This is a genomic window from Chryseobacterium sp. DZ-32 (assembly GCF_059587025.1).
On sequence record NZ_JCAIOM010000010.1, the window covers coordinates 103,789 to 117,981 of the forward strand.

The window sequence follows — 14,193 nt, forward strand, 5'->3', positions numbered from 1 at the left end:
AAAAAATGGTTTAAATTTCATTAAACCATTTATAGATATCAAATTCCGAAGGGATATTGAGTTTTTTTCTGATCCTGTTTTTCCTGTTTTGTATCGCTTTTGGAGTTACAAAAATACAGGTTGCAATTTCCTTTGTTGTCATATTGAGCTTAAGGTAAATACAAAAGATCAATTCAGAATTTTTTAGTGCAGGCTGTATAGCAGATAACTTCTTAAAAAAATCGGGATAGACGAGTCTGAATTTATTCAGCAGTCGTGGAGAATTTGCTTTGGCAAGAGCCATAATTTCGTCTTGTACAAGAATCTTTTGATTCAAATCCTCTATGTTCGTTTCAGGTTTTTTATTTTTCATAATACTTTCTCATCTCTACTTATTTCAGATACGGCATCTTTTGCGCATATCAGTACAAAGTCTTTTTTTCTCTTTTCTATCTGTATTTTGCTGATTTACTAATTGAGGGTAAATTAATTTTTATGTATTCAAAATTCTGTTACTTTTAGTTAATATAATGTAATGTTTCATAGTGTATAGGTTGTATTTATTGAATAATTATGTTAAAAAAATTCCACATGTGAATTTTATATCAATTTTATATTGGCAAAGAAAGAAAAAATGATTAAAATTTTATTAAAAGCGTGTACCACATAGATACCACGTTATTTTTTTAATAAAATTTCTTAACAGCTTTTATCAGCCTGTTTGCCATTGTTTGTACTGTTACTTTTTGATGGGTTGTAAATGTAGTGGATTACCAAGGTTACTTTTTATGATCTGGATCAATATTTAAACAAAAGAATTACTCAAAAAAAGTGATTATATGTGGTATATTAATGGTACCACATTGCATAGGAAATCAAGAAAATCACAGTTCCTTTATTATTATAAATTTTGAAGCATTAAACAGTCTCTTAAAGAGCATTTAAAATTTTAGCTGAAAATAAAAATAGAACTATGATCACTGAAAATTTACTCATCTCATTTGGAGCCGAAATTAAAAACTATAAAGCAGAAGATATTATTTTCCGGGAAGAAGATTTACCAATGTATTATTACCAGATTGAAAAAGGAAAAGTTAAGCTTAATAATTATATGGAAGACGGGAAAGAGTTTATCCAGAATATATTATCAGACGGCCATAGCTTTGGAGAATCTTTACTTTTTGTAGACAGACCCTACCCGATGAATGCCATTGCAATGGAAGACTCCGGTATTTTCATCATGCCGAGACAGAACTTTCTGAAGCTGATCCAGGATAATCCCGAAATTTCATTAAATATCTATCAGTGCCTTGCAGAAAGGATGTACTATAAATATATCATGCTCTATAACCTTTCTTTTCAAAATCCGGTTTCCAGACTAAAACTACTGATGGATTATCTGAAAAGCTATCATGATGATAAAAAGCCTTATACTTTCCAGATTCCTCTTACCCGGCAGCAGCTTGCTTCATTGACGGGACTACGTGTGGAAACCGTTATACGCACCATAAAACAGATGGAAAAGGATCAGATTTTGAAAATAGAACGTGGGAAGATTTATTACTAAAAACAAAAGTCGGTTTTAAGTCCGGCTTTTGTTATAATGTCTTATTCCTGATTCAGTTCTTTCTGGAACTCTTCCAGGTATCTGGCTATATGAATGCCATCTGCCAACCCATGATGTGCTTCAATAGAAACGGGTAGATATTTTCTGCCTCCACGGATATTGAATCTTCCAAAAGCGATTTTTGGAACTGATTCTGTTGTATTAAAATCTGTAGGATGCAATATCGCACTGAATGAATTCCATGGAATAGTAGTATGTCTGATGTGATCTTTTCCCAGTCTTCCGTTGCTTAATCTTAACCCTGTGGTTTCATGTACTCCTTTTATTTCCTCCTGTAGCGCTGCATTGAATGTTTCAAAATCTTCTGAGAAAGGAGTGAATGAAAAACCGAAAGTACCATCCGGTCTTCCGATTGTACTGCCGGCATGAACAGTGTCAAACTGTATCACCTGCCCATCAATAATTCTGAGTTTCAGCTCATCTACTCTATTAACGGCCACCATAGATTTGTGAAAATAATAGGCAAAAAATGAATACCCTTTTTCTTTGGCGGTATCATAAGCTTTTGTACAGTCCACCTCCGTTGTAAATCCAAAATAAGGGCTTGCCATATTAGAAAAAAATTCAAAATGTTCTTTTCTGTTCCAGTTGTCTATATCTACGATCTTCATTAATTCTTATTTGCTGCAAATTTCTGAAAGTTTATCCGGTTTTAAAAGCTTATGGATAAAAATATAATTAAATCTTAATTGGGTAAAGGGATTGTTTGGTCGATATTTTGCTGCAAAACAAACGTATTTTATATACTCATTGATCTCCTTTCAGAGGACTCTTCTTCAATCAGGATATTAAGACTTACTCAATAAAAAATAGAAAAAATACTATGGAAAAAATCGGATTCATCGGATTAGGAAATATGGGACATCCTATGGCAAAGAATATTGAAAAAGCTGGATTTCCGCTCTCAGTGTATAACAGATCTTCTGAAAAAGCCAAAGATTTTGAAGAAAAATCTACAGTCTGCACCCAGATTAAAGACCTTGTTCAAAACAGTGATATTATATTCACAATGCTAACCAACGACACTGCTGTAAAAGCAGTATACGAAGAAATTCTTCCACTAAATATTCAAGGGAAACTCTTTGTAGATATGAGTACGATCTCACCCGAAGCGTCTGCAGCAACATCTGCTGCTGTGAAAATAAAAGAGGCCTCCTTTATTGATGCACCTGTAGCAGGAAGCACCCAGCCGGCAAAGGAAGGAACCCTGATCATTATGGCAGGAGGTGAAGAAAAAGACCTTCAACGGGCTATACCCTACCTTTTGAAAATGGGAAAATCTGTAAAACATTTAGGTGAAAACGGAAAAGGTATTGCAGGAAAATTATCTGTCAATTATTTTCTGTCTGCCATTTATCAGGGGCTTGCAGAAACAGTTTTATTGGCCGGAAAGCTGGGGATTGAAAGATCAGACATGCTGGAAATAATCAACGAAAGTGCGAGCGGAAGCGGGGCAACCAAAGTAAAAACACCTATGCTGACTGCCGATCAGTACGCTCCGGCATTTGCCCTTGACCTGATGCTGAAAGATATCCTTCTTGCCAAAAATGCAGGTGCCGATTATCCTCTGTCTGAGGCTCTGGTTCAAACCTATCAGAATGCACATGATAAAGGATTCGGTCAGGATGACGTTATAGGAATCATCAATTATTTGAAAACAATACAATAATATGGAAATCATGAATTATAAAGGAAACCATTGGTCTGCAAGGAAAGTGGATCATATTTACATCGTTAGTATTGAAAATCATTCCAATATTGTAGAAACTTTAACCGACTTTATCCAGAATCAGAATATCCGGGCGGGAGAAGTAACAGGAATAGGAGCTGTGAGTGAAGCCACTCTCCGTTTCGTTAATCCGGCCACCAAAAAATATGTGGACAGGACTTTCAAAGAACAGATGGAAGTCACCAATATTTCCGGAAATGTTTCTGAAATAGAAGGAAAACAAACCCTGCACCTTCACATTACGCTCGGAAGACAAGATTACACAGCTTTGGCCGGACACCTTCTGGAGGCAAAAATTCAGGGTGCCGGAGAATTTATTTTTTACCCTTTGGCAACGAGAGTTGTAAAAATTAAAAATGAAGAAACAGGAATCAACTTTTATGATTTTGAAAAATAATCCGGTTCTTGTGTAGTATTTGTAATCAAATATTTATTGAATGTTTTATTCGTTACATAAAGGTAAATACAAAGACACAAGAGTATTTCCTGTGTCTTTGCATTTACGGCAAACCAGCAATGCTTAAAGCTCCGTAGTCGTTACTCCGAATTTCTTTTTAAAAGAAGAATAAAAATGAGATAAATTCTCAAAGCCCAGATCAAGATAAATATCTGAAGGCTTTTTATCCTGAGTTTTAATCAAATAATAGGCTTCCTTCAGTCTTTTTTCTTTCAGCCACTGTTTGGGAGCCATTTTAAATATTTTACTGAAATCCCTTTTAAATCCGGAAAGACTGCGTCCCGTAAGCCTTGCAAAAGCATCTACGGAAACATTGAACATATAGTTTTTGTTCATAAACTCTGCAAGATCAATCTTATGAGGCCCGGAAAAATCAAAAAGAAGATTTTTAAAATCCGGATTGCTCAGCAAAAGTAACTCTATGGCTTCTTTCACTTTTAATACCGCTAACTTTGGAGGAATTTCCTTTGTTTTATTGATGTAAGGAATAAGAGAAGCAAAATAACTCCCAAAGAAATCATCAGGCTCAAAAAACAACTGCTGATTACCCGGAAAAGGTGTATTTGCTGCTATTCTGTTCTCCGTGGCATACTGTCTTAATGTTTCATCATCAAGCGTAATAGAAATAAACTGATACTTTTCGTTAGCGGAAGGATATTTGATCGTTCTGATCAGTTGATTTTTCCTCACCAGAACTACTGTATTTTCTTTGATCACAGTTTTCCCCTGTTCATGAAAAGCATGCGTTTCTCCTGAAATCTGAAAACCCAGAAAATAATCAGGAATAAACTCTTCATGACCTCTGTAAGATTCAAATGCGCATGAATAAACCAGTTTATCAAATATGATTTCAGAAGTATTTTCCATGATACAAATATCTGAAATTTACGCAATAGCCTGCGCTCCTGCCTCGGCAATTTCTTTATCCTGTTCCGGAGTTCCCCCTGAAGAACCTATTGCGCCGATAATCTTTCCGGCTTTATCCTGTAATACGACACCGCCTGCGATAGTCAGAAGCCCTCCGTTAGAGTTCAGCATTCCATAGCCATGGACACCTGTTTCTGAAATGATTTCTTCCATGATATCACTGTTAACTCCAAACATAGCCGCCGTTCTTGCTTTTTTAAGGGCAAAATCAATCACTCCGTAAACACTGTCCAGTCTGGCTAATGCGATAAGATGTCCACCGCTATCTACCACGGCAATGCTCACAGGAATATTCATCAATAATGCTTTTTCCTTTGCTGCATGTAAGACTTTTTCGGCAGTTTTATAATTCAGTTCCATATGATTAGCTTTTTGTGTTCCATGCATCTGCCTGAAGCTGTTTTACAAAATCTTCAGTCTCCTTTGGATGTACATTCCTGAAATTACTGTTGTCATCTAAAGCTACATTTACAATTACTTCAGCCATAGATTGAGGATCAAGCTGGTGCGCTAAAGATTCTGCAGCTCCATCAAAAGCAGATTCCGGAGTGAAATTGATTTTCGGATCATACCAGTGGAAAATAGAATCTACTCCCCTGTCATTGAAACCTGTTCCAAATACACCCGGATTACAGGTTGCAATCTTGATATTGAATGGGGCAAGTTCAGTTCTTAAACCTTCTGCAATAGATTCCAGCGCATGTTTTGAAGCACAATAAGCAGCAACATAAGGAACAGTCCATAAACCTCCCATTGAAGAGGTGAAAACAACCTTCCCGCTTTTCTTTTCAACAAATTTTTTGATAAAACCCTGTGCAAGATTCAACGCACCAAAAACATTCACTTCAAACATAGAACGGATAATATCTACCGGTTGTTCTGCAATGGGACCTCCCTCCATAATTCCTGCGTTACTGATCAGAATATCTATATCATTGTATTTCTTTACAATATACTCCACATCTCTTGGGTTGGTTACATCCAGTTTATCCACGATCAAGGTTATTCCATGTTCCTTGGCTTCACGGATTAAATCACTCATCTGAGGATAGATCTGTGCAGTAGCAATTACCTGATGCCCTTTTTTAGCAAGCTCGAAAGCAGCAATCTTTCCAAATCCGCTTGCTGCGCCTGTAATTAAAATTGTTTTACTCATTGTATTCTTTTTTAATGATGCTCCAAAATTCAAAAATTTTTCAAAGGGCAATATTGGCTCAAGGTTCATTTTTATATTGCTGAAAAGCTCAAAAAAAAAACAGTGGAATAAGATTTTGTTTAATAACCTCTTTTTACATCATAAAAAGATAGATTTATCGTTAAATTTGTAACCTTTAAAAACTAAAAACCAACCTATGCTTAAAATTAAAATACTCCTTTTAATTTTTATCTCCTCTTCTTCTTTTAGCTATGCTCAAAACTGTAATTGTGAAAGTAATTATCAGTGGGTAAAAAAGACTTTTGAAGAAAATGATGCCGGATATCAGTATATCATTGATAAAAAGGGAATTTCAGCTTACCAGGCCCATAACGATGATTTTCTGAAAAAAATCAAAAATGCAAAATCTGATACGGAATGTACCCAGACTATTTATGATTGGCTTACATTCTTCAGATCCGGGCATTTTTCCATCAGAATGATCGAAAAAAGTAATCAGCAATCTCAGTCTCAAGCACCAGCCTCAACCACAAATGGAAAAACAGAAACGGTAACAATAGATATTGATAAATTTAAAAAAGAAATTGTTTCTAAAAAAGATTCTGATATTGAAGGAATCTGGGAAACCGAACCTTATACCATAGGGATTAAAAAATTTGGAGATGTATACAAAGGTTTTATCATCAAATCCGGAGCTGAAAACTGGAAACCCAATGACTTAAAACTGATTTTCAGTGCCGACAGGTCGAAAGGAGCTTTCTATGTAAGAAATAAATCCGGTCAGGAAATAAAGAGCATACGTTTGGTGGGAAAAAACTATCTTGAAATCAATGATTTTATCCTGAGAAGAGTTTCCCCTGCATTTGAAAAGGAAGAAGGAATTGAAACACACTATGAAGCAATAAAGGCTCAAAAACCTTTTCTGAAACCACTTAACAAAACAACATTGCTTTTGAGGATTCCTTCATTCAACGGGGCTTTGAAAAAAGATATAGACAGCGTAATTACAGCCAACAAATCTAAAATCGAAAGTACGGAAAATCTTATTATTGATATCAGGTATAACGGAGGCGGTAGTGATAACAGTTTTGCTAAAATTATTCCTTATCTCTACACCAATCCTGTCAGAAGTGTCAGAACGCAGTTTTATTCTACGAAACTGAATAATCAGAGAATGCTGGATCTTTATGAAAATTACCAGAAATACGGAATACCGGAAGACGAAAGAGAATATCTGAAAAAAGCGTATGATAAACTCAGCCAGAATCTGGGTAAGTATGTAAGTTTACAGGATGATGGAAGTACTGTAGGAATCAATAAGATGGATAAAATTTCTCCTTACCCTAAAAATGTAGGAATTATCATCAATAATGGAAATGGTAGTACTGCAGAAGAGTTTTTACTCGTTGCCAGACAAAGTAAAAAGGTAAAACTCTTTGGAACAACTACTGCCGGAGTGCTGGATATTTCCAATATGTATTTTGTAAATTCACCCTGCAACGAATTTAAACTGGGATATTCGCTCTCCAAAAGTTTCCGTATTCCGGATATGGCCATTGATGGAAAAGGCATTCAGCCTGACTATTTCATTGATCAGTCCATCCCAGATTATCAATGGATTGATTATGTAAACAATGTTTTGAATGAAAAATAAAATAATGAGCTGTTTTCAAATGGAGACAGCTTTTTTTGATGTTTTTCCGTAAAACAATCAGTTTTTACTTAATAAAAAATACCATATTATTAAAATTGGTTAAGTTTTTGAAGCGTATTTTTGTAAACCAGTCACACCATTGAAATTAATCACATTTACTAAAAAAGGAATTTACTGCCCGCAAGGGAAATTTTATATTGATCCCTGGAGACCCGTGGATATGGCGGTTATTACCCATGGCCACGCCGATCATGCCCGTTGGGGAATGAAAAAATACCTTTGTCATCATTTTACAAAACCTATTTTGTACCAAAGAATAGGACCGGATATCGAATGCCAGGGCGTGGAATATGGAGAAGTTATTACCATTAACGGAGTAAAACTTTCGCTTCATCCTGCAGGGCATATCATTGGTTCTGCACAGATAATGCTTGAATATAAAGGATATGTAACCGTAATTTCAGGAGATTATAAAGTTCAGAATGATGGATTGAGCACTCCTTTTGAGCTGGTAAAATGTAATGAATTTGTGACAGAAAGTACTTTTGGGCTTCCCATCTACAACTGGCTGGAAGTTCCGGATTTAAATAATAAACTTCAGAACTGGGTACTGAAGAATAAAGAAAATAACAAAACCTCTGTTTTCATTGGATATTCTCTCGGGAAAGCCCAGCGTATTATGAAAGCCGTGGAAGAACTGGGAAAAATATACGTTCACTATTCCATCGGAAAACTGAATGAAGCCTTTGAAGCAGTGGGAATTGATCTTCCTGAATATACCATTGCAGATTTCAGGGAACGTCCGAAAGAAGTGGAACACGAAATTGTGATTGTTCCGCCTGCTTTACTCGACAGCAACGTAATTAAAAAGATTCCGAATCCGGCTACTGCAATATGCTCCGGCTGGATGCAGGTTCGCGGTGCCAGAAGATGGCGCAGTGCGGACGCAGGATTTGCGATGAGTGATCATGCAGACTGGAAAGGATTGTTACAGACTGTGAAAGCAACAGAAGCAGAGCTTGTACACGTAACGCACGGACAAACCGAAGTTTTTTCAAAATATCTGAACGAAATCGGAATCCAATCTGATGTGGTCGAAACATTATATGGTGAGGATGAAGAAGAATCTGAAAAAGAAACCCTTGAAACCCCGGAATCATGAGACATTTTGCAGAACTTATCAACGCTTTGGAAACCACCAATAAGACCAACGCTAAAATTGATGCCATCATCGATTATCTGGAACGTGCTCCTGATGAAGACAAAGTATGGTTTATCGCCTTATTTACCGGGAAAAGGCCCAAAAGAAATGTCAATACCAATTACATGAAAGATTGGGCACTGGAAATTACCCGGCTTCCTTACTGGCTGTTTCAGGAATCTTACTCTTCTGTTGGCGATTTGGGAGAAACATTATCCTTAATACTGCCTCCTCCCAAGGAAAAAATAGAACGTACTTTATCAGAATGGATGAATGATATCGTAAGTTTAAAAGGCAGGACAGATGCAGAAAAAAAAGAATTTGTACTGCAGTCTTGGAATGGCCTGGATTATACCGAACGTCTGATTTTCAATAAATTAATTGGCGGGAGCTTCAGAATCGGAGTATCAGACAAAACGTTGATCAATGCCCTGACCAGGTTTTCCGGCCAGGAACCGAGTGCCCTGATGCACAGCTTAATGGGAAAATGGCTGCCGGATGAAGTTTCCTTCAGAGAACTTATTGATGCGGAAAATGTGAATCCTGACAATTCAAAACCCTATCCTTTCTGCCTTGCCTATCCTCTGGAAAAACCGGCTGAAGAATTGGGAAATCCCGACGAATGGCTGGTAGAATACAAATGGGACGGAATCCGCGGACAAATCATCAGAAGAAATGACGAAGTTTTCATCTGGTCAAGAGGTGAAGAACTTGTTACAGAACAATTTCCTGAAATCACAGAAGTCATAAAAGCCATGAAAGGTAATTTTGTACTGGATGGAGAAATACTTGCGGTAAAGGAGGGTAAGGTTTTAAATTTTAATGAATTACAGAAAAGATTAAACAGAAAAACTTTAACAAAAAAAATGCTCTCGGAAATTCCGATTGAAGTTTTTGTCTATGATTTATTGGAACTTGAAAATAACGACCTGAGAGAAAAGCCTATTTCCGCAAGAAGAGCTCTTCTTGAAGAGTTATTATGGAATAAAAAGCCCGAAAATATCAGTATTTCAAAAAGTCTGTATTTTGAGAAATGGGAAGAACTGGATGCTCTTCGTGAAAATTCAAGGGAAATAAACAGTGAAGGACTGATGCTGAAACAAAAAAATTCTCCCTATCATTCCGGACGGAAAAAAGGCGACTGGTGGAAGTGGAAAATCAATCCGCTAACCATTGATGCGGTCCTGATTTATGCTCAGAAAGGAAGCGGCAGGCGGAGTGCTTACTACACCGATTATACTTTTGCCGTGAAAAACGGTGATACATTGGTAACTATTGCTAAAGCCTATTCCGGATTAACAGACAAGGAAATCATGGAGGTGAGCCGGTTTGTAACCAAAAATGCCATTGAAAAATTTGGTCCTGTAAGAACTGTAAAAGCAGAACTGGTCTTTGAAATTGCTTTTGAAGGAATAGGATTCAGCAACCGTCATAAAAGTGGTGTCGCCCTCCGTTTTCCCAGAATTGTAAGATGGCGAAAAGACAAAACGGTAGATGAGATTGATGATTTGGAAGAAATTAAAAAATTAATACAATAGTATTTTAATCAAATATAAATTGGCAGCTTTTGAACATACCACCGGATTAAAGATCATCCAGCAATGGATGACCGATAAAGGTATTGCCCCTTTTAAATTTCAGCTGGAAACCTGGAAGAAATTTGGAAACGGATATAGCGGAATGGTGGTTGCTCCCACCGGTTTTGGGAAGACTTTTTCCGTGTTTTTAGCCTTGATTTCAGACTTTCTCAATCATCCAGAACATTACAAAAAAGGATTGAAAATGATCTGGATAACACCTCTTCGTTCTCTTTCCAAAGATATTGCAAAAGCGATGCAGGAAGCTATTGATGAAATCGGGCTCGATTGGACGGTAGGTGTAAGAAACGGAGATACCGATCCCAAAGTAAGACAGCAGCAGGTGAAAAAAATGCCGGAAATTCTTGTGGTAACCCCTGAAAGTCTTCATTTGCTTCTCGCTCAGAAAAATAATGAACGCTTTTTCACCGATATGAAATGCGTGGCTGTGGATGAATGGCATGAGCTATTAGGTTCAAAACGTGGTGTGATGGTAGAACTCGGTATTTCACAGCTTAGAAAATATACCCCAAAAATGAAGATCTGGGGAATTACGGCAACAATCGGAAATCTGGATGAAGCCATGGACGTGCTTATTCCCTATGATATTAAAAAAACAAAAATAACCGCCAAAGAGCACAAAAAGATAGATATTATCCCGGTTTTTCCCAATGAAATTGAAATATTACCATGGGCCGGGCACCTTGGCAATAAGCTCGCTGATAAAGTAGTTCCCATTATTCTGGATTCAAAATCTACCATTGTTTTTACGAATACCAGAAGTCAGAGTGAAATGTGGTATCAGTTATTGTTGGATGCACATCCTGATTTTGCAGGCCAGATTGCCATTCATCACAGTTCTATTGATGCTCATTTAAGAATCTGGATTGAGGAAAACTTAAGTTCAGGAAAGTTAAAAGCTGTTGTCTCCACATCATCCCTCGATCTGGGTATTGATTTTAAGCCTGTAGACACCGTTATTCAGGTTGGATCTGCCAAAGGAGTTGCCCGTTTCCTTCAAAGAGCAGGACGCAGCGGCCACTCCCCTTTTGAAACTTCAAAAATATATTGTGTTCCAACCCATTCTTTAGAGCTGATCGAAGTTTCAGCGTTAAAAGAAGCCGTAAAACAAAAAGTTGTTGAACCACGGGAACCACAGGTTCTGTGTTTCGATGTTTTGGTTCAGTTTCTTATGACATTGGCTGTTGGAGATGGCTTTTATCCTGATGAACTCTATGGAAGAATCAAAAAAGTGTATGCTTTTCAGGAAATGCTGGATGAGGAATGGAAAAGCATTCTCGAATTCCTGACCATTGGCGGCACTGTATTAAAAAACTATGAAGAATTCCACAAGATCGTCATTATGGAAGACGGTCTGTATAAAGTCACTTCAAGGAAAATTGCAATGCTTCACCGGATGAATATGGGCGTGATTGTAAGTGATGCCATGCTGAAAGTGAAATTCATATCCGGAGGCTATATTGGAATGATTGAAGAATATTTTATTTCAAAACTTAAAAAAGAAGAAAAATTTATTCTGGCCGGACGAACGCTCGAGGTCGCCATGATTAAAGATATGACAGTCTATGTAAGAGCCGCTAAGGGAAGAGCTTTAGTTCCAAGTTATCTTGGCGGAAGGCTGCCGCTAAGTTCCAATCTGGGTCATTTTTTAAGAGAAAAACTCTCCCATGCATTAAGTCCGAAAGCTTCTGAAAAAGAACTGAAGTTTCTGCATCCTTTACTGATCAATCAGGAAACCCGTTCCCATATTCCCAAAGAAGATGAATTTCTGGTGGAAATGATCAAGAACCGTGAAGGTTACCATTTGTTCATGTATCCTTTTGAAGGGCGTCTTGTGCATGAAGTCATGGCCGCTCTGATTGCCTATCGTATCTCAAAGCTCGCTCCTATTTCCTTTTCCATGGCCATGAATGATTATGGATTTGAGCTGTTCAGCGATAAGGAAATCCCTTTAAATGAGGATAATCTACAGCAGATTTTAACCAGAGAAAACCTGATGAATGATGTCATTGCAAGCATCAATTCTGCGGAAATGGCAAGAAGGAAGTTCCGTGATATTGCCGTCATTTCAGGAATGGTCATTCAAAATTATGCCGGACAGCAACGCTCCAACAAATCGTTGCAAAGTTCTGCAGGATTAATTTTTAAAGTACTGGAGGATCATGATTCCAATCATTTTTTAATAAAGCAGGCGTATACAGAAGTTTTTAATATGCAGCTTCAGGAACAAAGGCTTGTAGAGGCTTTTAAAAGAATTGAAAAATCGGAAATTATTTTAAAACATTCCCGTTCCTTTACACCACTGAGTTTTCCGATTAAAGTAGACAGCTTAAGACAAACGCTGTCCAGCGAAGGTCTGGATGCGAGAATTAAAAGAATGTTGAAACTGTCTGATATAAGTGATATTTCATAAATGAATTCCTAAGTTTCCTTCAATTTTAATCCTATTCTTAGCCTAATATTCTATGTTAATTTTCTTGATAAGCTTAAATAATCATCGTAACTTAGAATATATCTTATAGAAGTTTAATACAATTTAGAATGGAGAAGTTGTTCCTGGTCCGTCACGGACAGTCACTCTGGAATCTTGAAAACAGATTTACAGGCTGGAAAGATATCGATATAACAGAAGTGGGTATCGAAGAAGCAAAAAAAGCAGGTATTGCCTTGAAAGGAGAAAGAATTGATATCGCTTTTACTTCTGCACTCATCAGAGCACAGCATACCCTCTCTATCATTTTGGATGTCATTGGAAATCCTGATATTCCTGTCATTCAAGATAAAGCACTCAACGAACGCCGTTATGGAAACCTTGAAGGATTAAATAAAGCAGACACCGCGCTGAAATATGGAGCCGAACAGGTTCACGTCTGGCGCAGATCTTATGATGTAGTTCCGCCAGGCGGAGAAAGTCTTAAAGATACTTATAACAGAGTGATCCCTTATTTTGAAAGAGAGATACAGCCGTTATTGAAACAAGGCAAAAATGTATTAATTGTAGCCCACGGAAATAGCCTTCGTGCCTTAATTATGTATCTGGAGCATCTTTCTCCCGAAGAGATTTTAGAAAGAGAGATTGCTACCGGTTTTCCTCTGACCTATATTTTTGATGAAAAATTTCACGTCAGCCGGAAAGTTAGCTGATCCGGTTTAAATAGCTTACCTTTAAACCTTCAATTTTCAATCTATCAAGTGTTTATAGCAACTAAAAATATTTCCATCCAAAATGAGACTTTCATTCTGACCAATCAGCGGGCGGCATTCTGGCAAAAAGAAAAAGCGTTGATTCTTTCCGATCTTCACATTGGAAAGACCGCTCATTTCCGAAAAAACGGTATTGCACTGGCCAATCATATTATGAAAAGTGATCTGGAAAGATTGTCCGCTTTGATTGAATATTTTCAGCCGGAAAAGTTTTTAGTGGTCGGAGATTTACTTCATGCCGGAGACAATTCTGATGTGGATGAATTCTGTATATGGAAAAATCAATATCCTGATATTCAGTTTTATCTTATTGAAGGAAACCATGACCGGATTTCAAAAACGCTGGAAAAAAAGTTATGTTTTAATCATAAAGCTGAATGGCTGGAAATAAATGATATTACGTTCATTCATGATTTTGATGTATCCAGATCCGGATTTCAGATTACCGGACATATCCATCCGGGAATTGTACTGAATTCTGCAGTAAAGAATATCAGGCTTCCCTGTTTTGCTTTAAGCAGCAATCAGTTATTACTGCCTGCATTCAGTGAATTCACAGGGCTGGACACGAAAAATCTGCCTAAGAAAAGTACATTTTTTGTGTTTACGGATGCGGATATTTATGAGATTTAATTTTTTTTATTATCTAAAAATACCCATG

At 37.1% G+C, this 14,193-nt stretch carries 14 protein-coding genes; 9 read left to right on the forward strand and 5 right to left on the reverse strand.

The features are described 5' to 3' along the window. Nucleotides 1–10: 10 nt before the first annotated feature. Nucleotides 11–352, reverse strand: coding sequence for a helix-turn-helix transcriptional regulator (locus AC59HC_RS12905; RefSeq protein WP_202840275.1), 342 nt, complete (start codon nt 350–352; stop codon nt 11–13). A 600-nt stretch (nt 353–952) separates the two neighbouring features. On the opposite strand from AC59HC_RS12905, the gene AC59HC_RS12910 reads away from it, so the two are divergent. Continuing rightward, nucleotides 953–1,546, forward strand: coding sequence for a Crp/Fnr family transcriptional regulator (locus tag AC59HC_RS12910; RefSeq protein ID WP_202840273.1), 594 nt, complete (start codon nt 953–955; stop codon nt 1,544–1,546). A 41-nt stretch (nt 1,547–1,587) separates the two neighbouring features. Here AC59HC_RS12910 and AC59HC_RS12915 read toward each other — a convergent pair whose 3' ends face one another. Next, complete coding sequence (locus AC59HC_RS12915) at nt 1,588–2,217, reverse strand: chloramphenicol acetyltransferase (RefSeq protein WP_202840271.1); 630 nt, start codon at nt 2,215–2,217, stop codon at nt 1,588–1,590. Between the two features lie 212 nt (nt 2,218–2,429). Here AC59HC_RS12915 and AC59HC_RS12920 point away from each other — a divergent pair, with 212 nt between their 5' ends. Continuing rightward, entirely contained in the window at nt 2,430–3,275 is an 846-nt protein-coding gene (locus tag AC59HC_RS12920) for an NAD(P)-dependent oxidoreductase (protein WP_496558749.1), read from the forward strand. 10 nt (nt 3,276–3,285) lie between these two features. Next, nucleotides 3,286–3,732 (forward strand): PPC domain-containing DNA-binding protein, encoded by a 447-nt coding sequence (locus AC59HC_RS12925; protein WP_496558750.1) that lies wholly within the window; start codon nt 3,286–3,288, stop codon nt 3,730–3,732. 123 nt (nt 3,733–3,855) lie between these two features. Here the strand turns inward: AC59HC_RS12925 and AC59HC_RS12930 are convergent, their stop codons facing one another. Genes AC59HC_RS12930 through AC59HC_RS12940 form a run of 3 tightly spaced genes read right to left on the reverse strand, consistent with a single transcriptional unit; the run spans nt 3,856 to nt 5,875 of the window. Beyond that, nucleotides 3,856–4,659, reverse strand: coding sequence for a helix-turn-helix domain-containing protein (locus tag AC59HC_RS12930; protein ID WP_496558751.1), 804 nt, complete (start codon nt 4,657–4,659; stop codon nt 3,856–3,858). A gap of 18 nt (nt 4,660–4,677) precedes the next feature. Then, nucleotides 4,678–5,079: a GlcG/HbpS family heme-binding protein gene (locus AC59HC_RS12935; protein ID WP_343638465.1), complete on the reverse strand. Its 402-nt coding sequence runs from the start codon at nt 5,077–5,079 to the stop codon at nt 4,678–4,680. 4 nt (nt 5,080–5,083) lie between these two features. Beyond that, nucleotides 5,084–5,875, reverse strand: a complete 792-nt coding sequence (locus AC59HC_RS12940) for an SDR family oxidoreductase (protein ID WP_227942082.1) — start codon at nt 5,873–5,875, stop codon at nt 5,084–5,086. 196 nt (nt 5,876–6,071) lie between these two features. On the opposite strand from AC59HC_RS12940, the gene AC59HC_RS12945 reads away from it, so the two are divergent. The 6 genes from AC59HC_RS12945 to pdeM all read left to right on the forward strand — a co-directional run bounded on the left by AC59HC_RS12945 (nt 6,072) and on the right by pdeM (nt 14,165). Next, nucleotides 6,072–7,529 carry a S41 family peptidase gene (locus tag AC59HC_RS12945; protein WP_496558752.1) on the forward strand — a complete coding sequence of 486 codons (1,458 nt, stop codon included), beginning with the start codon at nt 6,072–6,074 and terminating at the stop codon, nt 7,527–7,529. A gap of 139 nt (nt 7,530–7,668) precedes the next feature. Then, the gene (locus tag AC59HC_RS12950; protein ID WP_496558753.1) at nt 7,669–8,691 is read left to right on the forward strand and encodes a ligase-associated DNA damage response exonuclease; all 1,023 of its coding nucleotides are present in this window, start codon (nt 7,669–7,671) and stop codon (nt 8,689–8,691) included. Beyond that, entirely contained in the window at nt 8,688–10,268 is a 1,581-nt protein-coding gene (locus AC59HC_RS12955) for an ATP-dependent DNA ligase (protein ID WP_496558754.1), read from the forward strand. The genes AC59HC_RS12950 and AC59HC_RS12955 overlap by 4 nt, the downstream gene beginning before the upstream one ends. 19 nt (nt 10,269–10,287) lie before the next feature. After that, nucleotides 10,288–12,741, forward strand: coding sequence for a ligase-associated DNA damage response DEXH box helicase (locus AC59HC_RS12960; protein ID WP_496558755.1), 2,454 nt, complete (start codon nt 10,288–10,290; stop codon nt 12,739–12,741). A gap of 128 nt (nt 12,742–12,869) precedes the next feature. Beyond that, nucleotides 12,870–13,472: a 2,3-bisphosphoglycerate-dependent phosphoglycerate mutase gene (locus tag AC59HC_RS12965; protein ID WP_496558756.1), complete on the forward strand. Its 603-nt coding sequence runs from the start codon at nt 12,870–12,872 to the stop codon at nt 13,470–13,472. A 48-nt stretch (nt 13,473–13,520) separates the two neighbouring features. Then, nucleotides 13,521–14,165, forward strand: a complete 645-nt coding sequence (pdeM, locus tag AC59HC_RS12970; RefSeq protein WP_496558757.1) for a ligase-associated DNA damage response endonuclease PdeM — start codon at nt 13,521–13,523, stop codon at nt 14,163–14,165. Nucleotides 14,166–14,193 lie beyond the last annotated feature (28 nt).